The sequence below is a fragment of the Phyllobacterium sp. CL33Tsu genome (genome assembly GCF_900113985.1).
Taxonomy (GTDB): domain Bacteria; phylum Pseudomonadota; class Alphaproteobacteria; order Rhizobiales; family Rhizobiaceae; genus Phyllobacterium; species Phyllobacterium pellucidum.
Map to the genome: position 1 here is coordinate 132,648 of NZ_FORJ01000001.1, position 24,592 is coordinate 157,239.

31 protein-coding genes are annotated in these 24,592 nt (G+C 60.2%); 16 read left to right on the top strand and 15 right to left on the bottom strand.

Translation table 11 applies throughout. The features are described from left to right. Positions 1 to 55: 55 nt before the first annotated feature. The 4 genes from cimA to cysS form a co-directional block, all read right to left on the bottom strand. Positions 56 to 1,669 (bottom strand): citramalate synthase, encoded by a 1,614-nt coding sequence (gene cimA, locus BM074_RS00710; protein ID WP_091919086.1) that lies wholly within the window; start codon positions 1,667 to 1,669, stop codon positions 56 to 58. Continuing rightward, complete coding sequence (locus tag BM074_RS00715) at positions 1,666 to 2,169, bottom strand: GFA family protein (protein WP_091919088.1); 504 nt, start codon at positions 2,167 to 2,169, stop codon at positions 1,666 to 1,668. The genes cimA and BM074_RS00715 overlap by 4 nt, the downstream gene beginning before the upstream one ends. Continuing rightward, the gene (locus BM074_RS00720; protein ID WP_027229822.1) at positions 2,159 to 2,542 is read right to left on the bottom strand and encodes an endonuclease domain-containing protein; all 384 of its coding nucleotides are present in this window, start codon (positions 2,540 to 2,542) and stop codon (positions 2,159 to 2,161) included. The genes BM074_RS00715 and BM074_RS00720 overlap by 11 nt, the downstream gene beginning before the upstream one ends. 184 nt (positions 2,543 to 2,726) lie before the next feature. After that, positions 2,727 to 4,175, bottom strand: a complete 1,449-nt coding sequence (gene cysS / locus BM074_RS00730) for a cysteine--tRNA ligase (protein ID WP_091919090.1) — start codon at positions 4,173 to 4,175, stop codon at positions 2,727 to 2,729. A gap of 371 nt (positions 4,176 to 4,546) precedes the next feature. Here cysS and BM074_RS22900 point away from each other — a divergent pair, with 371 nt between their 5' ends. Continuing rightward, on the top strand, positions 4,547 to 4,714 hold the full coding sequence (locus BM074_RS22900) for a hypothetical protein (RefSeq protein ID WP_155810791.1): 168 nt from the start codon (positions 4,547 to 4,549) through the stop codon (positions 4,712 to 4,714). Here the strand turns inward: BM074_RS22900 and BM074_RS00735 are convergent. Both BM074_RS00735 and BM074_RS00740 read right to left on the bottom strand, forming a co-directional pair. Continuing rightward, a complete protein-coding gene (locus BM074_RS00735) occupies positions 4,691 to 5,305 on the bottom strand; it encodes a LysE/ArgO family amino acid transporter (protein WP_091919092.1) in 615 nt (204 codons plus the stop codon). The genes BM074_RS22900 and BM074_RS00735 overlap by 24 nt on opposite strands. A 33-nt stretch (positions 5,306 to 5,338) precedes the next feature. Beyond that, on the bottom strand, positions 5,339 to 6,106 hold the full coding sequence (locus tag BM074_RS00740) for an SOS response-associated peptidase (protein WP_091919094.1): 768 nt from the start codon (positions 6,104 to 6,106) through the stop codon (positions 5,339 to 5,341). A gap of 98 nt (positions 6,107 to 6,204) precedes the next feature. On the opposite strand from BM074_RS00740, the gene BM074_RS00745 reads away from it, so the two are divergent. From BM074_RS00745 to BM074_RS00775, 7 genes are all read left to right on the top strand, one after another. After that, positions 6,205 to 6,636 (top strand): NUDIX domain-containing protein, encoded by a 432-nt coding sequence (locus BM074_RS00745; protein ID WP_027229826.1) that lies wholly within the window; start codon positions 6,205 to 6,207, stop codon positions 6,634 to 6,636. A 98-nt stretch (positions 6,637 to 6,734) separates the two neighbouring features. Beyond that, positions 6,735 to 7,085: a TIGR02301 family protein gene (locus tag BM074_RS00750; protein WP_228019501.1), complete on the top strand. Its 351-nt coding sequence runs from the start codon at positions 6,735 to 6,737 to the stop codon at positions 7,083 to 7,085. A gap of 102 nt (positions 7,086 to 7,187) precedes the next feature. After that, positions 7,188 to 7,445 (top strand): hypothetical protein, encoded by a 258-nt coding sequence (locus BM074_RS00755; protein ID WP_027229828.1) that lies wholly within the window; start codon positions 7,188 to 7,190, stop codon positions 7,443 to 7,445. A gap of 17 nt (positions 7,446 to 7,462) precedes the next feature. Then, on the top strand, positions 7,463 to 8,257 hold the full coding sequence (locus tag BM074_RS00760) for a hypothetical protein (RefSeq protein ID WP_091919096.1): 795 nt from the start codon (positions 7,463 to 7,465) through the stop codon (positions 8,255 to 8,257). A gap of 60 nt (positions 8,258 to 8,317) precedes the next feature. Beyond that, positions 8,318 to 9,367, top strand: coding sequence for a D-alanine--D-alanine ligase family protein (locus tag BM074_RS00765; protein WP_091919098.1), 1,050 nt, complete (start codon positions 8,318 to 8,320; stop codon positions 9,365 to 9,367). Between the two features lie 323 nt (positions 9,368 to 9,690). Next, entirely contained in the window at positions 9,691 to 10,149 is a 459-nt protein-coding gene (locus tag BM074_RS00770) for a carboxymuconolactone decarboxylase family protein (RefSeq protein ID WP_027229831.1), read from the top strand. Continuing rightward, entirely contained in the window at positions 10,133 to 11,026 is an 894-nt protein-coding gene (locus BM074_RS00775; protein ID WP_210186466.1) for a sigma-70 family RNA polymerase sigma factor, read from the top strand. The genes BM074_RS00770 and BM074_RS00775 overlap by 17 nt, the downstream gene beginning before the upstream one ends. A 172-nt stretch (positions 11,027 to 11,198) precedes the next feature. Here BM074_RS00775 and BM074_RS00780 read toward each other — a convergent pair whose 3' ends face one another. After that, positions 11,199 to 12,530: a dihydroorotase gene (locus BM074_RS00780; RefSeq protein WP_091919099.1), complete on the bottom strand. Its 1,332-nt coding sequence runs from the start codon at positions 12,528 to 12,530 to the stop codon at positions 11,199 to 11,201. 76 nt (positions 12,531 to 12,606) lie between these two features. Between BM074_RS00780 and BM074_RS00785 the strand changes: the two genes are divergently transcribed. From BM074_RS00785 to BM074_RS00805, 5 genes are read left to right on the top strand one after another with little or no spacing between them, the layout of a single operon-like run. After that, positions 12,607 to 13,458 (top strand): CAF17-like 4Fe-4S cluster assembly/insertion protein YgfZ, encoded by an 852-nt coding sequence (locus BM074_RS00785; protein WP_091919101.1) that lies wholly within the window; start codon positions 12,607 to 12,609, stop codon positions 13,456 to 13,458. Between the two features lie 13 nt (positions 13,459 to 13,471). Then, positions 13,472 to 14,104, top strand: a complete 633-nt coding sequence (locus BM074_RS00790; RefSeq protein WP_027229835.1) for a YfbR-like 5'-deoxynucleotidase — start codon at positions 13,472 to 13,474, stop codon at positions 14,102 to 14,104. Positions 14,105 to 14,108: 4 nt separating this feature from the next. Then, positions 14,109 to 14,630 (top strand): tyrosine phosphatase family protein, encoded by a 522-nt coding sequence (locus BM074_RS00795; protein WP_027229836.1) that lies wholly within the window; start codon positions 14,109 to 14,111, stop codon positions 14,628 to 14,630. After that, positions 14,627 to 15,586 carry an NUDIX hydrolase gene (locus BM074_RS00800; protein ID WP_091919103.1) on the top strand — a complete coding sequence of 320 codons (960 nt, stop codon included), beginning with the start codon at positions 14,627 to 14,629 and terminating at the stop codon, positions 15,584 to 15,586. Before BM074_RS00795 ends, BM074_RS00800 begins: the two co-directional genes overlap by 4 nt. Before the next feature lie 10 nt (positions 15,587 to 15,596). Beyond that, a complete protein-coding gene (locus tag BM074_RS00805; RefSeq protein ID WP_091919105.1) occupies positions 15,597 to 16,109 on the top strand; it encodes a cupin domain-containing protein in 513 nt (170 codons plus the stop codon). A 2-nt stretch (positions 16,110 to 16,111) separates the two neighbouring features. On the opposite strand, the gene panB is transcribed toward BM074_RS00805, so the two are convergent. The 6 genes from panB to BM074_RS00835 form a co-directional block, all read right to left on the bottom strand. Then, complete coding sequence (gene panB, locus BM074_RS00810) at positions 16,112 to 16,927, bottom strand: 3-methyl-2-oxobutanoate hydroxymethyltransferase (protein ID WP_091919107.1); 816 nt, start codon at positions 16,925 to 16,927, stop codon at positions 16,112 to 16,114. Positions 16,928 to 16,948: 21 nt separating this feature from the next. Further along, a complete protein-coding gene (panC, locus tag BM074_RS00815) occupies positions 16,949 to 17,794 on the bottom strand; it encodes a pantoate--beta-alanine ligase (protein WP_091919109.1) in 846 nt (281 codons plus the stop codon). Then, the gene (gene nadC / locus BM074_RS00820) at positions 17,791 to 18,669 is read right to left on the bottom strand and encodes a carboxylating nicotinate-nucleotide diphosphorylase (RefSeq protein WP_091919111.1); all 879 of its coding nucleotides are present in this window, start codon (positions 18,667 to 18,669) and stop codon (positions 17,791 to 17,793) included. Before nadC ends, panC begins: the two co-directional genes overlap by 4 nt. Continuing rightward, the gene (locus BM074_RS00825; protein ID WP_091919113.1) at positions 18,669 to 20,228 is read right to left on the bottom strand and encodes an L-aspartate oxidase; all 1,560 of its coding nucleotides are present in this window, start codon (positions 20,226 to 20,228) and stop codon (positions 18,669 to 18,671) included. Before BM074_RS00825 ends, nadC begins: the two co-directional genes overlap by 1 nt. A gap of 16 nt (positions 20,229 to 20,244) precedes the next feature. Next, positions 20,245 to 21,318, bottom strand: a complete 1,074-nt coding sequence (gene nadA / locus BM074_RS00830) for a quinolinate synthase NadA (protein ID WP_175498850.1) — start codon at positions 21,316 to 21,318, stop codon at positions 20,245 to 20,247. 161 nt (positions 21,319 to 21,479) lie between these two features. Further along, the gene (locus BM074_RS00835) at positions 21,480 to 21,692 is read right to left on the bottom strand and encodes a hypothetical protein (RefSeq protein WP_091919115.1); all 213 of its coding nucleotides are present in this window, start codon (positions 21,690 to 21,692) and stop codon (positions 21,480 to 21,482) included. Between the two features lie 141 nt (positions 21,693 to 21,833). Between BM074_RS00835 and BM074_RS00840 the strand changes: the two genes are divergently transcribed. The 3 genes from BM074_RS00840 to BM074_RS00850 all read left to right on the top strand — a co-directional run bounded on the left by BM074_RS00840 (position 21,834) and on the right by BM074_RS00850 (position 23,761). Further along, positions 21,834 to 23,072: an MFS transporter gene (locus BM074_RS00840; RefSeq protein WP_091921344.1), complete on the top strand. Its 1,239-nt coding sequence runs from the start codon at positions 21,834 to 21,836 to the stop codon at positions 23,070 to 23,072. A gap of 90 nt (positions 23,073 to 23,162) precedes the next feature. Beyond that, positions 23,163 to 23,345 (top strand): type II toxin-antitoxin system HicA family toxin, encoded by a 183-nt coding sequence (locus BM074_RS00845; protein WP_027229848.1) that lies wholly within the window; start codon positions 23,163 to 23,165, stop codon positions 23,343 to 23,345. Positions 23,346 to 23,368: 23 nt separating this feature from the next. Then, positions 23,369 to 23,761 carry a type II toxin-antitoxin system HicB family antitoxin gene (locus tag BM074_RS00850; protein WP_027229849.1) on the top strand — a complete coding sequence of 131 codons (393 nt, stop codon included), beginning with the start codon at positions 23,369 to 23,371 and terminating at the stop codon, positions 23,759 to 23,761. A 34-nt stretch (positions 23,762 to 23,795) separates the two neighbouring features. On the opposite strand, the gene BM074_RS00855 is transcribed toward BM074_RS00850, so the two are convergent. Beyond that, the gene (locus BM074_RS00855) at positions 23,796 to 24,083 is read right to left on the bottom strand and encodes a PTS sugar transporter subunit IIB (RefSeq protein ID WP_027229850.1); all 288 of its coding nucleotides are present in this window, start codon (positions 24,081 to 24,083) and stop codon (positions 23,796 to 23,798) included. Between the two features lie 30 nt (positions 24,084 to 24,113). After that, positions 24,114 to 24,575, bottom strand: coding sequence for a PTS sugar transporter subunit IIA (locus BM074_RS00860; RefSeq protein WP_027229851.1), 462 nt, complete (start codon positions 24,573 to 24,575; stop codon positions 24,114 to 24,116). Positions 24,576 to 24,592: the final 17 nt, after the last annotated feature.

Below are 24,592 nucleotides of genomic sequence, written 5' to 3' on the forward strand. Positions count from 1 at the left end.
TCAAGACAGTTGATGTTTTTTACGGCGATTCGAACAAATTATGAGCGATTTCCAGCTATTCTGCGGCGATCTTGCCAGCGAGATCGCGGTTTTTCATCAGCTTGTAGACAATGGAATCCATTAGCGCCTGAAAGGAGGCGTCGATGATGTTGTCGGATACGCCGACCGTCCACCAACGCGCATTGCTCGAATCCGTCGACTCGATCAGAACGCGCGTGATTGCCTCCGTGCCGCCATTGAGGATACGAACCTTGAAATCGGCGAGCACAAGATCATCGATCTCGTTCTGGTAACGGCCCATATCCTTGCGCAGCGCTAGATCGAGTGCGTTGACCGGGCCATGGCCCTCGGCGACGGACATACGGGTCTCGCCGTCGATGTCGACCTTCACCACCGCTTCCGAGACCGTCTTTATGTTGCCGTTGGCATCGAAGCGGCGTTCGACCATGCATCGAAACGAGTCGACCTTGAAGAATTCCGGGACCGTGCCAAGCGTGCGCCGGGCCAAGAGTTCGAAGCTCGCATCGGCGCCCTCATAGGCATAGCCTTCCGCCTCATGTTCCTTGACGAGGGCAATGAGCGTGTCGAGCCGAGGATCGGACTTTGCCACGCTGATGCCGCGGCGCTCCAACTCATTGATGAAGTTGGACTTGCCGCCCTGGTCGGAGACCATCACCTTGCGGCGATTGCCGACGGTCTCCGGCGGGACATGTTCGTAAGTCGCCGGCTCCTTGATCAGGGCCGAAGCGTGGATGCCGGCCTTGGTCGCGAAAGCCGACGTCCCGACGAATGCGCCCTGCGGGTTGGGCGCACGGTTGAGCAATTCGTCGAAGCTGCGCGAGAGTCGCGACAGCCCCTGCAGTTTCTCCATACTGATGCCGGTCTCGAAGCGGTCCGCCCAGGCAGGCTTCAGCATCAGCGTCGGAATGATCGTGACGAGATTGGCATTGCCGCAACGCTCGCCGATACCGTTGAGCGTGCCTTGCACGTGGCGCACGCCGGCATCGATCGCAGCCAGCGAGTTGGCGACCGCCTGCTCGGTGTCATTATGGGCATGAATGCCGAGATGATCGCCGGGGATCGACTTCGTCACCTCGCGTACGATCGTCGCCACTTCCGCCGGCTGCGTACCGCCATTGGTATCGCACAGAACGACCCAGCGCGCGCCGGCGTCATAGGCGGTTTGCGCGCAAGCGAGCGCATAGGACGGGTTGGCCTTGTAGCCGTCAAAGAAGTGCTCGCAATCGACGATGGCTTCCTTGCCGGCCTCTACAGCGGCCGTGACCGAGGCGGCGATGCTTTCAAGGTTTTCCTCGTTAGTGCAGCCGAGCGCAACGCGCACGTGATAGTCCCAGCTCTTGCCGACGAAGCAGACCGTGTCGGCGGCGGAACGGATCAGCGCCGTGACGCCGGGATCGTTGGAGGTGGAGACCCCTGCCCGCTTGGTCATGCCGAAAGCCGCGAACTTGGCACGCTTCGTTCGCTTCTCGCTGAAGAACGCCGTGTCGGTGGGATTGGCGCCGGGATAACCGCCTTCGACATAATCGAAGCCGAAATCATCGAGCAAGGCGGCGATGACCTTCTTGTCCTCGACCGAAAAATCGATGCCTGGCGTCTGCTGGCCGTCGCGCAAAGTGGTGTCGAAGAGGTAGATGCGTTCCTTGGTCACTTGCTCGTTTCCCCGTCCCCGGCCTGCGGCCATTGATCCGTGTCATGGTCGGGATGCTGATAGGATATCATTGTTTTGAGAAATTCAGCCGATTCAGGATCGCCTTCCGACGTATGGCCCGGCAGCGCGCCGAGATCGTCGACATAGGGCAACTTGCCTTCAAGACCCCATTGCAGGACAGGGGCAAGTTCCTCCGGATGATCGAAAGCACCAATCGCCAGCGCGAGGCCGTCGGGCGCCTCATAGGTCAGCGGCGTGCCGCATTCGGCACAAAAACCGCGCTTGACGTGATTGGACGACTGGTAGCGCTTGGGTCCGCCGCGCGTCCACTGGAAGTGGGCGCCGCGCACCGATGCGAGCGGCGCATAGAAATTGCCGAACGCCTTCTGGCACATGCGACAATGGCAGATCGAGGTGTCGTCCACGCGGCCCTCGACGCGAAACCGAACCGCTCCGCACTGACACCCGCCGGTGTATATGGGTTTGTTGTCAAGGCTCATGGGCGGGGCTCCCTGCGGAAACTGTGCTGACGATATGCTGACAGACGCCATCGATATCTTGAAGCACATCGTCATTCCAAAACCGCAAAACCGTCCACCCGTCGCGGTTCAGGCGTTCGGTTCTTGCGCCGTCATACTGTTGACTATGATCTTCACCGTGTTGAGAACCGTCGAGTTCCACAACGATGCGAGCCGCAGCACAGGCGAAATCAACGATGTAACCGCCGATTGGAACCTGCCGCTTGAACGACAAGCCCATCAGTCGGTGAGCACGGAGGCAATTCCAAAGTTTCAATTCCGGCTCGGTTTGCGCCCGCCGCATGGACTTCGCATATTGGCGGATCTTCACCGGAATTGGCGTGTGGGATGGCATGGTCAGTCACCCCCCTCTGTCCTGCCGGACATCTCCCCCACAAGGGGGGAGACTGAATTGTCATCGAGCGTGTCGCTCAAATGTAAACCCTGGAGATTGGCCTCAACCTCTTTAAAGGCTGGTCTCCCCCCTTGTGGGGGAGATGTCCGGCAGGACAGAGGGGGGTGCGATCCACGCCCGTCCATCACCGCCTCACCTCCCAGGTCGTAACCCGCTCGCCCGTTTCAGGATCCTTGCTGTCCTTGAGCTGTATACCCTGATCCAGCAATTCGGCGCGGATGCGATCGGCCTCGGCGAAGCTCTTTGCAGCAAGCAGAGCGAGCCGGTCGGCGATCTTCGCCTCGATTTCGTCCGCAAGCTCTGACGACACTGTATCAGCCTGCAAGTCGAAGCCGAGAAGTGCGAAGGCGGCCCGGTAATCGCCAGGCTCGACCGCGCGCAAGCGCCGCGCCGAAGACAGCCAGTTGATCACGCTCGGCGTGGCGAGATCATCCGCAAGCAGGGCAATCACCTCATTCGGGATCGCACCGGGTTCGGCATTGCCCACATATTCGCGCGCCTTGGCAAGAATGTTCTCCGCCTCCTCGAGCCGGCTGACGCTGAAATCGATCGGCTCGCGGTAGTTGGTCATCAGCATGGCGAGGCGCAGCACGTCGCCCGGCCACTTGCGCCCGCCGAACGTTTCGGTCGCGAGAAGCTCGTTGATCGTCACGAAGTTGCCGAGGCTCTTTGCCATCTTCTGGCCCTCGACCTGCAGGAAGCCGTTATGCATCCACACATTGGCCATGCGGTCGATGCCGAGCGCGCAGCACGACTGTGCGATCTCGTTCTCGTGGTGCGGGAAAACGAGGTCGATGCCGCCGGCATGGATGTCGAAGATGTTCTTCTGCGGATCGTCGCACTGCAGTCCGCCGCCAAACGGCTCGAGCAGTTTCGCCATGGACATGGCCGAGCATTCGATATGCCAGCCGGGACGGCCAAGACCTTCGATCCCCGCCGGTGAGGCCCAGCCTGGCTCACCCTCCCTTGACGGTTTCCACAGGACGAAATCCATCTCGTCGCGCTTGTAGGAGGCGACATCGACGCGGGCACCGGCGAGCATATCGTCGGCGGAGCGGCGCGCAAGCATGCCGTAGCGCGGCCCCCTGGCGGCGTTCATCGCCGCCGGTGAGAACAGGACATGGCCATCGGCGACATAGGCGATGCAGCGATCGACGAGACGGTCGATCATCGCCACCATTTCGGCGATATATTCCGTTGCCCGTGGCTGGGCCGTTGGTTGCAGGTTGCCAAGCGCCGCCACATCAGCCTGGAACTGGCGGTTCGTCGTTTCCGTCACCTTGCGGATCGCCTCATTGAGCGGAAGCTCCGGAAAGTCACGGGTGGCACGCGCATTTATCTTGTCGTCGACGTCGGTGATGTTGCGCACATAGGTAACGTGGTTTTCGCCGTAGACGTGGCGCAGCAGCCGAAACAAAACGTCAAAGACGATCACCGGTCGGGCGTTGCCGATGTGGGCATAGTCATAGACAGTGGGTCCGCAAACATACATGCGCACATTGTTCGGATCGATCGGCACGAACACTTCCTTCGTGCGGGTGAGCGTGTTGTAGAGGCTCAGTTGCTGCGGCATGGCGGTTTGCTCAAAATCTCGGGTTTCAACATCAAACGCATATCATTCCACTGGTCTGGCGACCGGTGCGTTTCACATCTTTTGCTGAATTTTGAGACGAAAACGGCCGGGCCAGCGCAGTGCTAGCTGATAATGATCCGACAGGTAATAATGATGGTTACGGGCAACGTTTTCATGGCCGCATTTATGATCGACTGCGGGTCGATCGTCAAGCGTGTCGCCGCGAAACGCGGGTGTTGCATTTTTGCCTGCTTCCTCGTGGTTAATCCATCTTAACCGAATAGCCCAAAATCCTCCCGGAAAGTGCCTTTTTTCCGGCTCATTTGACCGGGAATCCTGACTTATCCGAAAAAGGGGATAGGACCAGACCCATGAACACCATCCAGCAGACGGCAAAGCCGCGCGAAAGCGTCCGCGCCGAGAATCTCGTTGCCAAATATAATGCCATCGGCCCCGCCGCGATCCTTGCCGCGGTGCTGAGCACCGTGCGCAAGCGTCCGCAGCTGAAGCTTGCTTCAATTGTGCAGGAAACGGACTAACAGGCTCGTTGCAATGCCGGCCATGACAAGGCCGATCAGGATGTCGAGGACACGCCAGGCCGCAGGCTTGGCGAACACCGGTTGCAGCAGCCTCGCCCCATAGCCGAGGCTGAAGAACCAGATGAACGAAGCGAGCGCCGCGCCGACGCCATAGGCCGCGCGGTTGACGCCTTCGAAGCGGGCCGAGAGCCCGCCCAATAGAACGACTGTATCGAGATAGACGTGCGGATTGAGGAATGTCAGCGCGAGCACTGTGCCGACGGCTGCCTTGAGTGAGCTTCCGCCAGAACCCGCCGCCCGCAAGCCTTCCGGATGAAACGCACGCCGAAAGGCGACCGATGCGTACCAGAAGAGAAACACCGCTCCGCCCAGCGTCACGAAGGAAATCAGTTTCGGAGACTGTGCGATCAGCGTGCCGAGGCCGGCAACGCCAGCCGCGATCAGCAAGGCGTCCGACAGCGCGCAAATGAAGCTCAGGATGAAGACATGTTCGCGCAGCAGGCCCTGCCGCAGGATATAGGCGTTTTGCGCGCCGATCGCGATTATGAGCGACGCGCCAAGGAGAAAACCGGAAAGAGCGGCTGAAAGCATATCGTCTGTGTCCTGAAGTTGGCGCGTAAAGGCCTAGAAAAGTTTCATCTGTGCGTCGGATTGCGGCGGCTTTGAACGCTGCGGTCTCTTGCGTTCCTCGGGCGGTGTATCTTCGACCCGCTCCTGGATTTCCGGCCCGGTGTTTTCGAACTTGTTGACCTTGTCGGAGACAGGTATCGCCTCGAACAGGTCCTCGCGTGCCGGTTTCAGGAGGTCGGCGACATGGCGTGGCTCCTGCGACTTGCAATCGAGCCAGCGCGAGAAATCCTTGTGCTCGATCACGACGGGCATGCGGTCGTGGATGAAACACAGATTCTCGCTCGCCTCCGTGGTGAGCACCGCGCCGGTATCCATCTCCGACCCCTCGGCATTCGCCCAGGGCTCGTAAAGTCCGGCAAAGGCGACAACGCCGCCATCGCGCGGGCGCACCCAATAGGCCTGCGCCTTCCGGTCGCCGTTGCGGCGCCACTCATAGAAGCCCGAGGCCGGGATCAGCGCGCGGCGATGGCGCATCGCCGCCTTGAACGATGCCTTTTCGATCGCGGTCTCGGCGCGGGCGTTGATCATAAGCGGATAATTTGCCGTATCCTTGACCCATCCCGGAATGAACCCCCATCGTACCAGAAGCGCACGCCGGTTCGACCGGTTGCTGCCGGGCGGCGGCGTTTCCCCGCTGACGACCATGAGGATCGGTTGGGTCGGCGCGATATTGTAGCGGGGCGGGAAATCCTCAAGCTCCATAAGATCGAACCAGGCTTCGATCTCTTCCGGTGTTCCGAGGAGGGAAAAACGTCCGCACATTTATAACGAGCCCTTAGTGACCGCGGCGATCTTCCCGATTTGCGGTCGCCCGTCAAGGCGACCTTGTCAAATGCGTTGATGCCGCTTACCCCTGAGATATGGATCAAATTCCCCTCTCCGCAACTGTCGATGGCGTTTCCGCGGTCTGTATCCGCGACCACGCATTCCTGCTCGTCGAGCGCGGCCGCGAGCCCTCGAAAGGCTGGCTCGCCTTTCCGGGTGGACGGCGTGAGGACGGCGAGACGCCGCAGGAAGCTGCAATGCGCGAGCTCTTCGAAGAGACCGGCATCATCGCGCACGAGGTCACTTATCTGACCACCTATACCTTCGATTACTCGACACCCGAGTTTCCGTCGCCCAAGGCGTTCCGCCTCGCTGTGTTCCTCGCGCATGACGCAACGGGAGACGCCGTCGCCGCCGACGATGCTGCGGCCGTGCATTGGCTGCGCGCCGACGAAATGGCCGCATTTGACGTGACCGAAAGCGTGCTCGAGGTCGTGCACTTCCTGGCGCGTTCCTTCGAAAGTTGAGGGTATCGCCGATCGACGCCTTGAAGGCGCCTTGCTTTCGGGCAACATGTCGCGAAAGGCGAACAGGCTTGGGGAATTTCGTGCGGCGAGCAGCATTGATCACAGCGTTTCTTGCGACACTCGCCAGCGCTGTCCCGGCATATGCTGTCGATCCGCTCTACGAGGCCAAGCTCCTGCGCCTCGCCGAGGTAATGGGATCGATCCATTCGCTGCGCAATCTGTGTGGCGAGAAGAGCAGCCAGTGGCGCGATCGCATGGATACGCTGCTTCTGGCGGAAAACCCCGACCCGGCACGGCGGGCGCGTCTCATCGCCAGCTTCAACCGCGGCTACCGCACTTTCAACGAGACTTACTCCACCTGCACCAGCCAGGCGATTGCGGCGATTGACCGCTACCAGGCCGAAGGAATGAGGCTTTCATCCGAGATCGTATCGGGCTATGGAAATTAACTGTGCTTTAACTGTTGAAGCCAATGGGCCGCATTTTAAACAAAACATATGATAGAGTTTAGCGGTAGTTTAAGAATTGGCTTCGGCCAAGGACGGTATGACATGAACATGACATCGACGGACCTCGATAGGTTGGTTGCAGAAGAAAAAAAACTGGTTGCGATCGAATATCAGAATGAAGTCTGGGCAGATGGCACGCTCGAGGGTATCGAACCTGAAATTATGGCCGAGGCAGCATTCGCAACCGCGCTGATCGAACTGATCCGCGACAATGGCGAAGCCTCCGCTCTTGCGTTGCTTGAAGTGTTGCGTGAACGTATTTCCGCAGGTGAATTTTCAACGAATCGCGTTCTCCAGTAACGCCCGGGTGATCCAGCATGCTTGAGAAGCACTTTTCCGCGCCCGCGATTGCCCGCGCAATTGTCATCGTGGCCGCGTCCTGTGCGTTCAGCCTTCCTGCTGCCGCCGCCAGCGGCAAACCCGTCCAGCTTGCCTTGAGCGAACTGAAGAAGGAAGAGCTTCCCAAGCCTGCAGAGCCTGCCAAGCCCGACGCAACGCAGAAGCCGGCAGGCGAGACGCCGCCAGCTGTGACCGACCAACCGGCGGCTCCGAGCGACGGCGATGCGGATACGCCCGCCGCCAATGACGGCGCCGTCGTCCCCGACAGCAGCATCGCCATGCCGAATGCCAAGGAAGGCGCCGCGGCCGCGCAGGTCGAATACGACCTCAGCAAGCTGCCGTTCCCCGTGCGCAAGATGCACGAACTGATCCTGACGGCGGCCAAGTCCGGCAATATCGAGGCGCTGCGTCCTCTGATCGGCTCCGGCGACGATGTCACCATGCTCTCGCTCACCGAGATCGAGGGCGATCCCCTCGCCTATCTGAAGTCGTTGGCGGGCGATCCAGACGGCATGGAAATTCTTGCAATCCTCGTAGACGTGCTTGAATCCGGCTATGTCCACCTCGATGCCGGCACGCCGGACGAGCTCTATGTGTGGCCCTACTTTTTCGCCTATCCGCTCGACAAGCTCGACGCCAAGCAGAAGGTCGAACTCTTTCAGATCGTCACCGCGGGCGATTATGACGAGATGAAGCAATTCGGCACTTATGTCTTCTACCGCCTTGGCATCACGCCGAAGGGACGCTGGCGCTTCTTCGTCACTGGTGACTGAGCCGGCGCGCCAAGCGCTCCACTTGAATCCCCATCGCCGATCTTTCGTGAGAACTCCACCATGTCCAGAACGCGCGTCGCAATTCTCTTTGGTGGCAGATCTTCCGAACACGATGTCTCCGTCATGTCCGCGAGAAATGTCTTCGAGGCGATTGACCCGGAGGTTTACGAAACAGTTCTCGTTGCGGTGACCCGGCAGGGCGAGTGGCTGCTCGTCGACGGCGGCTTTCCGCAATCCGTACCGGGCGATGGTACGAAAATTACCTTGCTTCCGGGTGGCCGGGGCCGCGCGCTTGCTCTTCCCATATCCGGCCCGGCCTATGAGATCACGCCTATAGACGTGCTGCTGCCGATTCTTCACGGACCCTTTGGCGAAGACGGCTCCGTGCAGGGCCTGGCGGAAGTCGCCAACATTCCCTATGTCGGAAGCGGGATTTTCGGATCCGCCGCCGCCATGGACAAGTATCAGGCGAAGTGCCTGCTGGCCCATGACGGCCTGCCCGTTGCATCTGGCATCATGGTAAAGCGCTCCTCGGACATTGATCTCGACGCCTTTTCCCAAACGCTTTCGTGGCCCGTCTTCGTCAAGCCGGCCCGGCAGGGTTCATCGGTCGGCGTCAGCAAGGCGAGGACAGCCGAGGAACTGCATCTGGCGGTTGAATCGGCATTGCAGTTCGACGACCATGTCCTCATCGAAGAGTTCATTGAAGGCCGAGAGATCGAACTCGGCGTGCTCGAAGCGGCAGATGGCACCTTGATTGTTTCGGTGCCCGGTGAAATCGCTCCGTCCAACACGCACGACTTCTATACCTACGAAGCAAAATACCTCGATGCGGATGGAGCGGACCTTACCGTGCCTGCCCGCATCAGCCCCGACGAGACCCAGTCTCTACAGGATATGGCAGAACAAGCTTTTCGTGCGCTTGGATGCGAGGGCATGGCGCGCGTTGATTTCTTCCTTCGCGCCGATGGCAGCGCCGTGATCAACGAAGTCAATACGATACCGGGATTCACCAATATCAGCATGTATCCCAAGGTACTTGGCGGGACCGGAATACCCTATCCGGAACTGATCCACCGGTTGATCCAGCACGGATTGAAGCGCGCGTAAGCCGATTCTCGGGCGCTTGAGAATGATCCCACCGGTCCTCCACCTATACATCTCACCGGTTGCAACAATGACAATGACCTGATCGCCAGCGTCGGCGCGCTACGTTGACGTTATCGTAGGCGGGCGATGCCCCTCCGACCCTTGAGCCGACGCGCCCTACAGCAACAGATTGAGGTTAGTCCGACCCAATGCGGGGCGTCAAAAATGGATCTCCGCTCAACAAACGCAGCCTGTCCCAAAAATAATCTTTGAGCGATGTCACATTAGAAAATGCTGTCTCGTCTTGTTTTCAGGCAACGCAATGCCGCACAAGGAGATCAATGATGAAACCGAGACTGAACCCCTACAACCACGACGCAATAAAGCCCATGATCGAGATGGAGAAGAGCGCCGTTTCCAGCGGGCTCGAGATGAGCCTTATCGAACTCGTCAAGATGCGCGCCTCGCAGATCAATGGCTGCGCCTTCTGCCTCGACATGCATTCGAAGGATGCGCGCAAGCGCGGCGAGACCGAACAGCGCCTCTATCTGCTCGACGCCTGGCGCGAGTCGCCGCTTTATAGCGAGCGCGAACGCGCTGCCCTCGCCTGGACCGAGGCATTGACGCTGATTGCCAAGACGCACGCACCGGATAATGTCTATGAGGAATTGAAGACGCAGTTCAGCGAAGAGGAGATCGTCAAACTGAGCATGCTCATTGTTACCATCAACGGTTGGAACCGGCTCGCCATCGGATTCCGGTCAGTGCATCCGGTGTCGAAAGATAGTGCCGCAGCAGCCTGAAGCCACGTCGAGTATATTCAATCGCCTCAGACCGCGACTGATCCGCATCGCCTATCGCATGCTCGGATCGGTCGCGGAGGCGGAGGATATTGTCCAGGAAGGTTTTATTCGCTGGCATCAGGCCGATCGTTCGGAGGTACGCAGCGAGGAAGCCTTCCTGGTTCGCATCGTCACGAGGCTCTGCCTCGACCACCTCAAATCCGCACGTGTTCGACGGGAGACCTATGTGGGAAGCTGGCTGCCTGAACCGATATTTGATCCGAGCGAAGACGAGACGGATGCCGATATCACGCTGACGCTGATGATGGCGCTGGAGCGGCTGTCGCCGCTGGAACGGGCGGCGTTCCTGCTGCACGATGTTTTCGGCCAGGATTTCAATGAGGTGGCGCATGCGATAGGTCGCGATCCGGCAAGCTGCCGCCAGCTGGCGAGCCGGGCCCGCACCCATGTTCAGCAAGCAAAGCCGCGCTTTCCCGTTTCCGACGAACAGGGCAAGAATATCGCCCAAGCCTTCTACAATGCATCGCGCAGCGGCGACATCCAGGCACTGCAGGCGCTTCTCGCCGATGACGTCGTCATGTATGCCGATGGCGGCGGCAACCGCACATCCACGATCAATCCAATCTATTCGCGGGCAAAGGTCGGACGCTTCTTCGACGGCATCGGGCGGACCGCCGGCTATCGGTTCTCGCCGCTATTGTATGAGGGCCTGATCGACGGCCTTCCCGGCTTTGTGACCACCGAGTTCGACGGACTGCCGCAAACCACGGCGCTCGAGATCGAGGACGGCAAGATCAAGGCGATCTATATTGTCCGCAATCCGGAGAAACTGCGCCACCTGCAGTTTGCGCAGGCAATTCCAGGCGGGAGTGCTTGAAGGCTGGAGGTTGGTGCGTTTTGCGCCAACCCTTACCGCCGTCGTCCGCGGGGCACTTGTTCCGGGGATCCACGAGGACCCACCTGCGCAGTGGTACAGAATGGATCCTCGGGTTGGGCCCGAGGATGACGGAGAAGAATGGATCCTTAGCACAATGCAGCGGCAGCGGGCGTTACCCAGGCAGCGCCTCACCGAAAAGCACAGGTTCGCCTGTGGATGGCGTGACGATCTCGCCCTCCCACATCACCCTTTGGCCGCGAACGATTGTTCCGACCGGCCAGCCGGTTACGATCTTGCCATCATAGGGCGTCCAGCCCGCCTTGGAGCCGACGTTCGCATTGGTGATCGTCTCGCGCCGCTTCATGTCGACGATCGTCAGATCCGCGTCATATCCGACGGCGATGCGGCCTTTGCGCGCCATGCCGAACAGCCGGTTCGGACCGTGCGAGGTCAAGTCAACGAAGCGCTCGATCGACATGCGCCCCTCGTTCACATGGTCGAGCATGATAGGTACGAGTGTCTGAACGCCCGTCATGCCCGACGGGGACGCCGGATAGGGTTTCGACTTTTCCTCAAGCGTATGCGGCGCATGGTCGGAGCCGAGAACGTCGACGATACCCTGCGTGATGCCTGACCAAACGCCATCGCGGTGCCGTGCATCGCGGACCGGCGGATTCATCTGCAGCAGCGTGCCGAGCGTCGCATACTGGCTTGCCTCGAGCGTCAGATGGTGCGGCGTCGCCTCGCAGCTTGCCACATCCTTGTGATCCTTGAGGAATTCGATTTCCTCGGCCGTCGATATATGCAGGACATGGATGCGCGCCCGGGTTTCCCTGGCGATGCGCACCAGCCGTTCGGTGCATTTGAGCGCTGCGATTTCGTCACGCCAAACGGGATGGGACGCGGGATCGCCGGCAATGCGCAGGCCCTCGCGTTCCCGCAGCCGAAACTCGTCCTCCGAATGGAAGGCGGCGCGGCGGCGCGTGTTCCTGAGGATCGACCGGACGCCTTCGTCATCCTCGACCAGAAGGTCGCCGGTGGACGAGCCCATGAAAACCTTGATGCCCGCAGCGCCGGGGAGACGCTCCAGTTCGGCCACCTGATCGGCATTGTCGCGCGTGCCCCCCACCCAGAAGGCGAAGTCGCAATGCATGCGATGGCGGCCGCGCCTGATCTTGTCCTCAAGCGTTTCGGCCGACGTCGTCAGGGGCTTGGTGTTCGGCATTTCGAAGACGGCGGTGACGCCGCCAAGGACAGCGGAGCGCGAACCGCTTTCCAGATCCTCCTTGTGCTCAAGGCCTGGTTCGCGGAAGTGCACCTGGCTGTCGACGACGCCGGGCAGGATGTGCAGCCCGGCCGCATCGACGAGCTCGCCTGCCGAGGCGTGGCCGAGATTACCGATCGCGGCGATACGGCCATTGCTGACGCCGATATCCCGCAGGCCGACCCCATCCTGACTGACGACAAAACCGCTGCGGTAAATCGTGTCGAACGTCTGCACCATTTGCTTTCCCATCCAGCCTTGCGAACCTGCCTAGAGCGAATTAGGTAACAGGGACGATAAAGGCAAGGACAATGCTATGCCATCGGCAAGTTTAAGTGGACGCGCGCTCCTCGACGTCAAGGGCGACGACGCCGAAGATTTTCTCCAGAACATTATCACGACCGATCTCGATACGCTCGGCAAAGGTGAATTGAAGCCGGGCGCCCTGCTGACGCCGCAGGGAAAAATCCTGTTTGAATTCCTTGTTTCGCGCAACGGGGCCGGGCTGCGCCTTGATCTCAATGCTTCATCTATAGACGATCTCGTGAAGCGCCTCACGCTCTACCGGCTTCGCGCCAAGGTTCAATTTGCCGTGGATAAAGAGTTGCTTGTCACGGTTTCCTGGAATGACGATTCAAGTGCCTCTGAAACTGATTCAATCCTAACCGACCGCCGGTTTCCCGAAAGCTTCAGCGTCAGGCGCCGGTACGGCGAACCTGCCGAGGCTGGCTCGGACGTTGACGCCTGGAATGCGCTTCGCATCGCATACGGCGTCGCCGAAGCACCGGACGACTATGCACTCGGCGAAGCATTTCCCCACGACGTCAACTTCGACCAGACTGGAGGCGTTTCGTTCAAGAAGGGCTGTTTCGTCGGCCAGGAGGTCGTATCAAGGATGCAGCATCGCGGCACCGCGCGGCGGCGAATATTGGTCGCAGCGGCCGCCGTTGACCTGCCGGCGCAGGGAACGCCCCTAACTGCGGGCGGCCGCGAGATTGGTACACTCGGCACAGTCGTAGCGAAAGACGGTCTCGCCCTTGTCCGCATCGACCGGGTCAAGGATGCTGTAGATAGCGGCGTGCCCATTATGGCAGGAGATGTTGCGGTTCACCTTGCCATTCCCCCCGAACACCGCTTTACATTTCCGGTGACGACGCAGGAAGCGTGATCGGGAATTGTTGATGCCGGCGAAGCCGCAGACGGACAAGCGAACGGAACTCAGGGCCTGGCAGCGCATGCTGTCCGGCCGCAGGCTCGACCTGCTCGATCCATCGCCGCTCGACATCGAGATCGTCGACATCGCCCAAGGGCTCGCCCGTGTTGCACGCTGGAACGGGCAGACCGTCGGCGATCACGCCTTTTCCGTTGCGCAACATTCGCTGCTCGTCGAAGAGATATTTGGCAGGATCGTGCCGGAGGCGACAACCGATCAGCGGCTGATCGCGCTGCTGCACGATGCGCCTGAATATGTGATCGGCGACATGATTTCGCCGTTCAAGGCGGTGGTCGGCGGCGATTACAAGAGCGTGGAATTGCGGCTGCAGCATGCCATTCATGTCCGCTTCGCGCTTGCTCCGGTCATCCATCAGAACCTGCGCCTGTTGATCAAACGCGCCGATGCGGTGGCCGCCTATTTCGAAGCGACCCGACTTGCCGGATTCGCCGAAAAGGAAGCCGTGCAATTCTTCGGCCGCCCGCGCGGTATCAGCCCGCATGGCATCGACGTGACCGCGCTGCCGACACAGGATGTTCAAGACGCTTTTTTACAACGTTTTGCCGAACTTGACGGGCGACGTTCACAAGACCAAGGTTAGATCCATGCCGCACATCGTCGTTTCTCCCCTATCCCGCATCGCCGAATCCGCAATCCGCTTCGGCGCTCGCGACATGATCACGCTCATCAACACCGGCACGCCGGTAATGCGGCCTGCCGAAATCGCCGAGGCACGGCACCTTTTCCTGGGGTTCAACGACATCATCGAGCCCGCCGAAGGCATGACCTTGCCGGCGGTAGACCATATCCACCAGCTTCTGATCTTCGGCCGGCGCTGGGACCGGCAGGCGCCGCTGCTCATCCATTGCTATGCCGGCATATCGCGCTCGACCGCGGCCGCCTATATCACGGCGCTCGCCCTCAATCCGGAGCTTGACGAAGCGGACCTGGCGCAGGCACTGCGCCGCAACGCGCCATCGGCCACGCCCAACAGCCGCCTCATAGCCCTTGCCGACGACATGCTCGGGCGAAGAGGCCGCATGGTCGATGCGGTCAAGGCGATCGGGCGAGGCGAAGAGGCCTTCGAGGGTACGCCGTTCATCCTGCCCCTGAGCATTTCCGTATGACGGGTACACCCAACGCGGTCGAGATCAATTTGAGCGCAGCCATTGCGGCTGTGGCCAACAACGACCCGTTGATCCTAACCACAGCTTCCAGTGACGACATCGAACGCGACGAGCTACCATTCGGTCCGTTCAATCCGCTGGAGCACCGCACCTTTGAGGCGGGCCTGCGCGAATGGGTCGCCGAGCAGACCCCCTTGCGGCTTGGTTATGTCGAACAACTCTATACGTTCGGTGATCGTGGGCGGCACAAGACTGCGGAAGATCGCGATCTTCACATCGTTTCGGTAGGTTATCTCGCCCTCACCCGAATTACCGACGACAACAAGGAGTCCCTGCGCAAATCAGGCGCGCGCTGGCGCAGCTGGTATTCGTTTCTTCCCTGGGAGGATTGGCGCGGCGGCAAGCCCGCATTGATCGACGAGACGGTTCGTCCTGCCCTGCGCAGCTGGGCGGAAAGTGGCGGTGTTCCTGCGCGTCTCAGCCGCTTGCGGCTCGCATTCGGGGAGGATGGCATCGCTTGGGACGAAGAGCGCGTGCTTGAGCGGTACGAATTGCTGTATGAGGCTGGCCTTATCGAGGAAGCCGTGCGCGACGGGCGGACCAACGATACGGCTCTGTCGCGCCAGCTCGGCGTTTCGATGAGCTTCGATCACCGGCGCATCCTTGCTACCGCGATTGCCCGGCTGCGCGCCAAGCTGAAGTACCGGCCCGTCGTCTTTGAGCTCATGCCGTCCACCTTCACATTGACCGCCCTGCAGGAGACGGTGGAGGCGATTTCCGGCCGCCACCTGCACAAGCAGAACTTTCGTCGCCTGGTTGAGACCACGGAACTGGTGGAGCCCACTGGCGCCGAGCAATCGCAACCGCGCGGGCGGCCCGCAGCTCTCTATCGCTTCCGGCATAATGTGCTCGAAGAGCGCAGCGTCGCGGGCCTCAGGGTTGGCGGGCGGACCTAGGGAGGAACCCATGAGCACGAAACCTGTATCGATCAATGCCGACGGCATTTCCGAGCCCTTTGCGGCAGAAAACGTTCCGTGGGAGGAATGGTCGGAAGGCAGCCGCTATGGAACGCGCTTCCGCTACCTTTCCGGTCACGGCGGCGCAACCCATGTGGGCGTGGCGCTCGAAGAGCTGGCGCCCGGAATGGAGTCGAGCCTCAACCACTATCATATGCTCGAAGAAGAGCAGGCGTTCGTGCTTGCGGGCGAGATGACACTGCGGCTTGGCGATAAGACCTATCGCATGAAAACCGGCGACCACGTGTGCTTTCCGGCCGGCCAGAAGGCAGGACATTCCTTCTTCAACCACAGCGATGCGCCCTGCCGCTTCATCATCATCGGCGAGAAGAACCCGAACGACGTGATCTTTTACCCCGAGACGGGACGCGTCGGCGTGCGCCTCATGGGTGAAGGCTATGACCGCGCGGCCAAAATGGACTATTGGCAAAACGCCGATACGCAGGGAAAGCCGTTGAAGTAGTTCTACTTCAACGGGTACACGTTCTCGTCGCCGGGGAATGTCCGCGAGCGGACATCGTCCGCATAGGATTTGACTGCCACGTCGATGGCACTTCCGACCGCGCCATAGACCTTCACGAAACGTGGCGGCTTCAGATTATATCCGAGCATGTCCTCAAGGACGAGGATCTGGCCGTCGCACTCCCGTGACCCGCCGATGCCGATGGTGGGAATGCTGCTTTCGCGCGAAATTTCCGCCGCAAGCGGTTCAACGATCCCTTCGAGCACAACCGCGAATGCTCCCGCCGAGGCGACGGCTTGTGCATCCGCCTTGATGAGGGGCCATAGCGCCGTGTCCCGGCCTTGCGTCTTGAAACCGCCAAGCGTGTTGATCGATTGCGGGGTCAGGCCGACATGCGCCATGACCGGGATGCCGCGCTCGGTGAGAAAACGGATCGTATCGGCCATGCGCACGCCGCCCTCGAGCTTGACCGCGCCACAGCCGGTCTCCGCCATGATCCGCGCGGCATTGCGAAATGCGACCGCCGGACTTTCCTCGTAGGAGCCGAAGGGCATATCGACAACGACGAGCCCGCGCTTCGACCCGCGGACCACTGCGCGGCCATGGGCAATCATCAGATCGAGCGGAACGCCAAGCGTCGAATCCATGGCGTAGAGCACCATGCCGAGACTATCGCCGACGAGGAGAATGTCGGCATGATTGTCGACGATCAGCGCGGTGTTGGCGTGATAGGCCGTCAGTGCGACAATGGGCTCGCCGCCCTTGCGGCCGAGGATCTCCGGTGCAGTGATCCGGCGCGTTACGATTTCCTGGCTCATAGGGTCTCCTCCCCTGCTACGTCAGCCGATGACACGCTGGTCGATCAGGCGGACCTTGCCGAAGCGCACGATGAGCAGAATGACCACGGGCTGCCGGAACTTGCCTGAAACGGGATCGAGCGTCTTGGCGTCGCGGATATCGACGGACTCGATGGTACCGCGTTTTTCCGCTTCAAGTATGCCGCGCACCGCATTGCGGATAGCGGGAACCGAGCGCTGGCCCTGCGCAACCATTTCCTCCGCCTTGGCCAGCGACCTTGACAGAATGACCGCGGCCTTGCGATCCGTTGCCGTAAGCATGGCATTGCGCGACGAGCAAGCCAATCCATCCGCTTCGCGAACCGTCGGGACACCTATAATATCGATCGGCATGTTCAGATCATCCACCATGCGGCGAATGATCGTCAGCTGCTGGTAGTCCTTCTCGCCGAAGTACGCCTTGTCCGGCTGGACAATATTGAAGAGCTTGGTGACGACGGTAGTCACACCGCGGAAATGGCCGGGGCGAATCTTGCCGATGAGGATGCGCGAAAGCACCAGATTGTCGACGATCGTGTGCGCGCCAGGCCGATAGATTTCCGCGACTTCCGGCGTAAAGACATAATCGACACCTTCGGCCTTCAGCTTGGCAAGGTCGCCGTCCATGTCGCGCGGGTAAGTCGAAAGGTCTTCGTTGGGGCCGAATTGCGTCGGGTTGACGAATATGGAAACGACTGTGACGTCGGTCGCGCTTTTGGACCGGCGGACCAACTCCATATGACCGATATGCAGATAGCCCATGGTCGGGACGAGGCCGATCGCCTTGCCCTTCTGGCGTTCAGCCTTGAGCGTTGCGCGCAGCTCCGCAACCGTAGCGATGACTTTCATGCGATTTCAATGTCCAGTCCGATATCGAGCGTTGGCGCAGCCATAGTGATTTTTGATGTCGAAATATAGTCCACGCCTGTTTGCGCAACAGCTTTAATTGTTTCGAAGCCTATCCCGCCGGACGCTTCGAGGACCGCGCGGCCCGCATTGATTCCAACCGCCTTTTCAAGGAGTTCCGGGCCCATATTATCAAGCAGAATCACATCGGCTCCGGCTGCCAGCGCCTCTTCGAACTGCTCCAGACCATCGACTTCGACCTCGATTTTCACAAGGTGACCGGCATAGGCGCGGGCGGCCTTTATCGCCCTCGTCACCCCGCCGGCAACGGCGACGTGATTGTCCTTGATGAGAATTGCGTCGTCGAGCCCGAACCGGTGATTGGCGCCGCCGCCGCACTTCACGGCGTATTTGGCAAAGGCGCGCATGCCGGGGATGGTCTTGCGGGTATCGCAGACGCGAGCGCCGGTATCCTTGATAAGATCGACGAATTTGGCGGTATAAGTCGCGATTCCGCTGAGGTGCATCAGGTAGTTGAGGGCGACGCGTTCGGACGAAAGAATGGCCCGTGCATTGCCCGAGACCCGCGCGATATCCTGGCCGGGCGAAATGGTCTCGCCATCTTTCGCGAACGCCTCGAATTCGAGCCTCGGATCTATCAGCGCGAACGCTGTCCGTGCAAAGCCCATGCCGCACAGGGTGCCAGCCTCGCGGCTTGAGAGCACGGCGGTCGCAGTGGCTTCCTCGGAAAGTGTGGCGTTCGTCGTTATATCACCGGCACGCCCGAGGTCCTCGCGCAAGGCGCCGCGTACGGCCTCCTCGATCAGGAGCTGCGGGAGCGAAGGCGGAAACGCAGAACCAGGGGGCCGGCGCGCCATCACGCGACCTCACGCATGTCTTCGACTGAGCCGTCGGCATCTGCCAAGGTCAGGAAGGTGCGGTGCTGCCACTCCGGACGCACCTCGGGGAAATCCGTGCGGAAGTGGCCGCCACGGCTCTCCTCGCGGCGCAAGGCGCTCACCGCGACCAGTTTGGCCGTTGCAAGCACATTGCGGAATGCCGTGTCGCGATTGCCGGTCTCAAGTTCGAGGATTGTCTTCAGACCTTCCAGCATGTCCGTCCGGTTGCGAATGACGCCGAAGCTCGCACTCATCGTGTTGCGCAAACGCGTCATTGCCGGCGTATCCGCCTCCGCGGTGAGGTCGTCGCGATCGACCGATCCCTTCGACCAGTCGCTGGCGAAAGCCTCGCCATCATTGCCGATTCTCGCAGCAATTCTTGCTGAAAATACAACAGCTTCGAGCAAGGAGTTGGATGCAAGGCGGTTTGCGCCATGGGCGCCGGTGGACGTGCACTCGCCGCAGGCCCACAGGCCATCGATCGAGGTGCGGCCATCAGCATCAGTAAGGATGCCACCCATGAAATAATGCGCGGCGGGCACAACCGGGATCGGCTGGACGGCCGGGTCGATCCCGGCATCGCGGCAATATTTGTAGACGGTCGGAAACTCTTCGGCGAATGAGGCCCCTACAGCCTCGGTGCAATCGAGCCAGGCACCCCGCCCGCTCTTAACTTCGGCATAGATGCCGCGCGCGACCACGTCGCGCGGCGCAAGCTCGGCATCGGCATCGATCTTCAGCATGAAGCGTTCGCCGGCGTCGTTGATCAATGTCGCACCATGGCCACGTAGGGCCTCCGTCGCGAGCGGCGCCGGGTCCTTGTCGACGTTGATCGCCGTCGGGTGAAACTGGACGAATTCCATGTCCGCCATCATCGCGCCGGCGCGAGCGGCCATGCCTATGCCCTCGCCCCGTGCCTCGGGCGGATTGGTCGTGACCGCATAAAGATGACCGATGCCGCCGGTCGCAATGACCACGTTGGAAGAGGCGAGCTGAACCTGGGGTCCGCGACCAGCCTCGCTGCGGGCGATCACGCCCTTTACCGAACCTTGCGCGGTAACGATGTCCTCGACAACGTAACCTTCCATCACTCGGATCGAAGGCGTCGTTTCGACCGTCTTGACCAGCGCCTGCATGATGGCGCGGCCAGCCATGTCGCCGCGCACGCGGACGATGCGGCTTTCCGAATGGGCCGCCTCACGCGATACCTGGAGCCTGCCTTCGAGGTCGCGGTCGAAAGGTACACCATAGCCAAGAAGATCGTGCACCCGCGCCGCCGCCTCGCTTGCCATCAGCCGGGCGATGGTCTCGTCAACGATGCCATCGCCTGCGGCGACAGTATCGGAAACATGCTTCTCAATGGTGTCACCTTCCGAGACAGCGGCTGCGATACCGGCCTGCGCCCACGCGGACGAGGCTCCGCGCCCGATAGGAGCGGCGGCGAGCACCGTGACAGGCCGTGGAGCAAGTTTCAGGGCGCAGAACAGCCCTGCAAGACCACCACCGATGATAATTACGTGTTCCATTTGATTGGACATCGGGGCCAGCCTCCGATTAGTGCCTGAGGTTCACCATGCGCTCGACCGCAAGCCGCGCGCGCTCGGCGACGAGCGGATCCACGTGAATTTCGTCGCGCATATAGACGAGGCTTTCCAATATCTTGGGCAGCGTGATGCGCTTCATGTGGGGGCAAAGATTGCACGGCTTGATGAATTTCACGCCAGGAACCTCGGACTCGATGTTCGATGCCATCGAGCATTCGGTGACAAGCAGCACCTTGGCGGGGCGATTGTCCTTCACATAACCGATCATTCCGCTGGTCGAACCGGTAAAGTCGGCGACGGCAACGACCTCCGGCGGGCATTCCGGATGGGCGATGATCTGGATGTCCGGATCAGCGGCCTTATAGGCCAGCAATTCCTCGGCCGTGAAACGCTCGTGCACTTCGCAGTGACCTTTCCAGGTCAAGATCTTCACCTTGGTTTGCGCGGCGACGTTCTGGGCGAGAAACTCATCGGGAATGCACAAGACACGGTCGACGCCGAAGCTCTCCACCACCTCAACCGCATTGGCCGAGGTGCAGCAGATATCGCTCTCGGCCTTCACTTCGGCCGAGGTGTTGACGTAGGTGACGATCGGAACGCCAGGATAGGTCTCGCGCAGCAGGCGCACGTCGGCGCCGGTAATCGATTCGGCAAGGGAGCAGCCGGCCTTCATATCCGGGATCAACACAGTCTTTTGCGGATTGAGCAGCTTCGAGGTCTCGGCCATGAAATGCACGCCGCATTGGACGATGATCTCCGCATCGACCTTGGTTGCTTCCTTGGCAAGCTGGAGCGAGTCGCCGACGATATCGGCAACGCAGTGGAATATTTCGGGCGTCTGGTAGTTGTGCGCGAGAATGACGGCATTGCGCTGCTTCTTCAGCCGGTTGATCGCAGCCACATAGGGCGCATAGACCGGCCATTCGAGCCGTGGAATGTGATGCGCGACGCGCTGGTAGAGGTGTTCAGTCTCGGCCGCTACCTTGGGCGTATACGACAGATCGGGCATATCGACGACGCCGAAGCGGTCCGCCGCGGTCCTCACCGTGGAACGCTCTGCCGAAATGCGGGCGGGGTTAGTCATATCCATTTCCTCCTGAACACGCCTCCCATTTATACTCAAATTGAGCATATTTATGGGCAAAAGAAAAACGGCAAGGCCGTGGGCAGTTACATAGGAGATTATTTTGCTGGCTTCAAGCGTTGTTCGAAAGAAAAGGCACTCTCTTTCCGTCGAAGCAATCATCAGCGATGGCGGTAGTTATCGTTGTAGTAGCGATACTGCTGATCGTGTTTGAACGGGCTGTCGCCACCGAGGCGCGGCGTGCAGTCGGTAAAAATCCTCGCGTTGAAATCCGTCGGACGATCGCAGAACACCAGCGGGCTGATATCACCCGAACTTGCGCATCCGGCGAGAAGAAGCAGACTTATCGACAAAAGCGCTAGCGAAGGTTGCATATGCCAAATCTCTCATTTTGCTTGATTTTACCGAGCAAGGACGCCCAACCCATCAAACTCATTTAAGCAACAATCAACTCAATTCAATTGATTGCATGGAAGAAAGCGCTAATGCTCAGCGCTCTCAAAGGAGCGCATACCATGTCCCAAGCCCAAGCATCGACCGCCAAGCAGCCGGGCGTGCCCTGGCTCATCATCATTGCCGGCTGCCTGATCGCCCTCCTTACCTTCGGCCCGCGTTCGGCCATGGGCTTCTTCCAGTTGCCGCTTCTTTCCGAAAAAGGCTGGGACCGCACAACCTTCGGCATGGCGATGGCGTTGCAGAACCTGTTCTGGGGTGCCGGCCAACCGATCTTTGGCGCGATCGCCGACAAATTCGGAACGTGGCGTGTCCTGCTTCTTTCGGCGCTTCTGTATTGCAGCGGTCTTCTCGTCATGGCCTGGGCGACGTCACCCGGCCTCCTTTATCTCGGCGGCGGTGTGCTGGTCGGGCTTGGCGTCGCGGCCGGTTCCTTCGGCATCATCCTTTCGGCCTTTGCCCGCAATGTCACGCCGGCCAACCGTACGCTGGTATTCGGCATCGGGACTGCGGCGGGTTCGGCAGGCATGTTTGTCTTCGCGCCGATCAGCCAGGGGCTGATCGAAAGTTTCGGCTGGTCTGACGCGCTCGTCTATCTCGGCCTTGCCATGCTGATCATCCCGGTCCTTGCCATTCCGCTGCGGGGCAATTCCTCGAGCGGCAGGGTCAGCGAAAGCCATTACAAGCAATCGATCGGCGAAGCGTTGCGCGAGGCATTCGGGCACAAGAGCTATATCCTCCTGACCACTGGCTTCTTTGTCTGCGGATTTCAGGTTGCGTTTATTACCGCGCATTTCCCGGCCTATATCGGCGATATCGGAATCGATGCGAAATACGCCGTCCTTGCCCTCGCCCTGATCGGTTTCTTCAACATCATCGGCTCGCTCGCATCCGGCATCATCAGCCAGCGCTATTCGAAGCCGAAGTTCCTTTCCTTCCTCTACCTCGGTCGTTCGGCGCTCGTCACCGCCTTCTTGCTCCTGCCGCAGACCGGCACCTCAGTGATCATCTTCTCGATCCTGATGGGCCTGATGTGGCTTTCGACCGTGGCCCCGACGAATTCGCTCGTCGCCATCATGTTCGGAACAAAGCACCTTGGAATGCTCGGCGGCATCGTGTTCCTGTCACACCAGATCGGCTCGTTCCTCGGCGTATGGCTCGGCGGCTACCTCTACGATCATTTCGGCAGCTATAATCCCGTCTGGTGGCTCGGCGTGGCGCTCGGCATTTTTGCGGCCATCGTGCACTGGCCGATCGAGGAAACGCCCGCAGTTCGCCCTGCGCTGCAGCCGGCGGAGTAACTGTTCTGGTAGTGCGCATTTCGATGCGCACCAAACTTGACGAACTTGCGCAACAATGCGTATATAGATGCGCATTGTTGGGGTTTGCGTGTGGAACGCGATAGCAAAAAGATCATCAAACGCCTCAAGGACGAAGGGTTTGAACTCGTCTCAGTTCGCGGTTCCCACCACAAATTTCGCAAAGGCGAAATTACCCTCATCATCCCGCATCCCAGAAAGGACCTGCCGCTTGGAACGGCACGTTCCATCGCAAAGGACGCGGGATGGATTTGATGACAAGACAAGGAGCAATATCCATGCGCCACTATTTTGCCCTCGTCCAACACGACGACGATAGTGCATACGGCATCCAGTTTCCGGATATAGCCGGCGTCTACTCGGCCTCTGACGATGTTGACAATATCGTGTCAAACGCAGTCGACGCGCTGCGACTTTACGCGGAAGACATGGAGCTTCCCGCTCCTTCAAGTCACGCCGAAATCATGGCGAGGGAAAGCATTCGCGAGGAACTTGCGAATGGCGCTTTTCTCATCTCTGTGCCGCTCATCGACAACGATACCGGCGTGGTGCGGGCCAATGTCACTTTCGAACGCGGCTTGCTGCGGGCGATCGATGAAACAGCAAGGGCGCGCGGATTGACGCGCGCCGCCTTTTTGGCAAGTGCCGCGCGGCAAGCGATAGAAGCCTGATGCCGCGCTATTTCGCTTGAAAAACCTCTTCCGCTCAGTCGCGCAGAGCGGCTTCGATCTTGTCGAGGGCATCGGCCTTGCCGATCCCGGTCAGGAACGCCAGCGTCGTGATGACCGGCTTGCCGAGGTCCTTCGGCAACTGGGTGGTCGATACGACGAGATCGACATCATCGATCTGTCCGGCCACTTCCGTCGCCTTGCACTGGCGGGTGTTGATGCGGATGCCGCGATCCTTGAGCGCCTCTTCGACCGCGTGTGCGACGACGGTCGAGGTGGCAATGCCGGTTCCGCAGGCAAATAGCACTGTCTTCTGCTTGGCCATCTGTTCTTTTTCCTCCTTGAAATATCCAACCTAGCCGAGAAGTCCCAGCACGTCTTCCGCGGATTTTGCGGCGATGAGCGCAGCGATGATTTCCGGCGACTGGATTGTTCCGGCTATCTCCTGCAGCATTTCGACCTGCTTGTCCTTGTCGTTGAGCGCCATGACGAAAACGACGCTGACCGGAAGCTTCTCGTCGGGGTCCTCCATGTTCGAGAACAGCACCGGCTCGGCAAGCGTTGCAAGCGCAAGGCCGGGCTTGATGACATGGTGCGGATCGGTATGGGGCACCGCAACATTGTTTGCGCCGCCGAGCGGCAGTCCCGTCGGCAGCGCGGCTTCGCGCGCCACGACGGCATCGGCGTAACTCGGCTTCACATATCCGAGCCCTTCGAGGCGCGCCGCGAGAATGCGGATTACCTCTTCGTCGCTCGATGCCTTGACCCCGAGGACGATTGCCCCGGGATCAAGCGTATTCAACAAGGCCTCAGCCATTCATTCACTCCACTTGG

What these genes read in the sequence shown, in the direction of transcription:
- BM074_RS00715 (WP_091919088.1), bottom strand. Translation starts at nt 2,169, where the DNA reads ATGAGCCTTGACAACAAACCCATATACACCGGCGGGTGTCAGTGCGGA.
- BM074_RS00720 (WP_027229822.1), bottom strand. Translation starts at nt 2,542, where the DNA reads ATGCCATCCCACACGCCAATTCCGGTGAAGATCCGCCAATATGCGAAG.
- cysS (WP_091919090.1), bottom strand. Translation starts at nt 4,175, where the DNA reads ATGCCGCAGCAACTGAGCCTCTACAACACGCTCACCCGCACGAAGGAA.
- BM074_RS22900 (WP_155810791.1), top strand. Translation starts at nt 4,547, where the DNA reads ATGAACACCATCCAGCAGACGGCAAAGCCGCGCGAAAGCGTCCGCGCC.
- BM074_RS00735 (WP_091919092.1), bottom strand. Translation starts at nt 5,305, where the DNA reads ATGCTTTCAGCCGCTCTTTCCGGTTTTCTCCTTGGCGCGTCGCTCATA.
- BM074_RS00740 (WP_091919094.1), bottom strand. Translation starts at nt 6,106, where the DNA reads ATGTGCGGACGTTTTTCCCTCCTCGGAACACCGGAAGAGATCGAAGCC.
- BM074_RS00745 (WP_027229826.1), top strand. Translation starts at nt 6,205, where the DNA reads ATGGATCAAATTCCCCTCTCCGCAACTGTCGATGGCGTTTCCGCGGTC.
- BM074_RS00755 (WP_027229828.1), top strand. Translation starts at nt 7,188, where the DNA reads ATGAACATGACATCGACGGACCTCGATAGGTTGGTTGCAGAAGAAAAA.
- BM074_RS00760 (WP_091919096.1), top strand. Translation starts at nt 7,463, where the DNA reads ATGCTTGAGAAGCACTTTTCCGCGCCCGCGATTGCCCGCGCAATTGTC.
- BM074_RS00765 (WP_091919098.1), top strand. Translation starts at nt 8,318, where the DNA reads ATGTCCAGAACGCGCGTCGCAATTCTCTTTGGTGGCAGATCTTCCGAA.
- BM074_RS00770 (WP_027229831.1), top strand. Translation starts at nt 9,691, where the DNA reads ATGAAACCGAGACTGAACCCCTACAACCACGACGCAATAAAGCCCATG.
- BM074_RS00780 (WP_091919099.1), bottom strand. Translation starts at nt 12,530, where the DNA reads ATGGTGCAGACGTTCGACACGATTTACCGCAGCGGTTTTGTCGTCAGT.
- BM074_RS00785 (WP_091919101.1), top strand. Translation starts at nt 12,607, where the DNA reads ATGCCATCGGCAAGTTTAAGTGGACGCGCGCTCCTCGACGTCAAGGGC.
- BM074_RS00790 (WP_027229835.1), top strand. Translation starts at nt 13,472, where the DNA reads ATGCCGGCGAAGCCGCAGACGGACAAGCGAACGGAACTCAGGGCCTGG.
- BM074_RS00795 (WP_027229836.1), top strand. Translation starts at nt 14,109, where the DNA reads ATGCCGCACATCGTCGTTTCTCCCCTATCCCGCATCGCCGAATCCGCA.
- BM074_RS00800 (WP_091919103.1), top strand. Translation starts at nt 14,627, where the DNA reads ATGACGGGTACACCCAACGCGGTCGAGATCAATTTGAGCGCAGCCATT.
- BM074_RS00805 (WP_091919105.1), top strand. Translation starts at nt 15,597, where the DNA reads ATGAGCACGAAACCTGTATCGATCAATGCCGACGGCATTTCCGAGCCC.
- panB (WP_091919107.1), bottom strand. Translation starts at nt 16,927, where the DNA reads ATGAGCCAGGAAATCGTAACGCGCCGGATCACTGCACCGGAGATCCTC.
- panC (WP_091919109.1), bottom strand. Translation starts at nt 17,794, where the DNA reads ATGAAAGTCATCGCTACGGTTGCGGAGCTGCGCGCAACGCTCAAGGCT.
- nadC (WP_091919111.1), bottom strand. Translation starts at nt 18,669, where the DNA reads ATGGCGCGCCGGCCCCCTGGTTCTGCGTTTCCGCCTTCGCTCCCGCAG.
- BM074_RS00825 (WP_091919113.1), bottom strand. Translation starts at nt 20,228, where the DNA reads ATGTCCAATCAAATGGAACACGTAATTATCATCGGTGGTGGTCTTGCA.
- nadA (WP_175498850.1), bottom strand. Translation starts at nt 21,318, where the DNA reads ATGACTAACCCCGCCCGCATTTCGGCAGAGCGTTCCACGGTGAGGACC.
- BM074_RS00835 (WP_091919115.1), bottom strand. Translation starts at nt 21,692, where the DNA reads ATGCAACCTTCGCTAGCGCTTTTGTCGATAAGTCTGCTTCTTCTCGCC.
- BM074_RS00840 (WP_091921344.1), top strand. Translation starts at nt 21,834, where the DNA reads ATGTCCCAAGCCCAAGCATCGACCGCCAAGCAGCCGGGCGTGCCCTGG.
- BM074_RS00850 (WP_027229849.1), top strand. Translation starts at nt 23,369, where the DNA reads ATGCGCCACTATTTTGCCCTCGTCCAACACGACGACGATAGTGCATAC.
- BM074_RS00855 (WP_027229850.1), bottom strand. Translation starts at nt 24,083, where the DNA reads ATGGCCAAGCAGAAGACAGTGCTATTTGCCTGCGGAACCGGCATTGCC.
- BM074_RS00860 (WP_027229851.1), bottom strand. Translation starts at nt 24,575, where the DNA reads ATGGCTGAGGCCTTGTTGAATACGCTTGATCCCGGGGCAATCGTCCTC.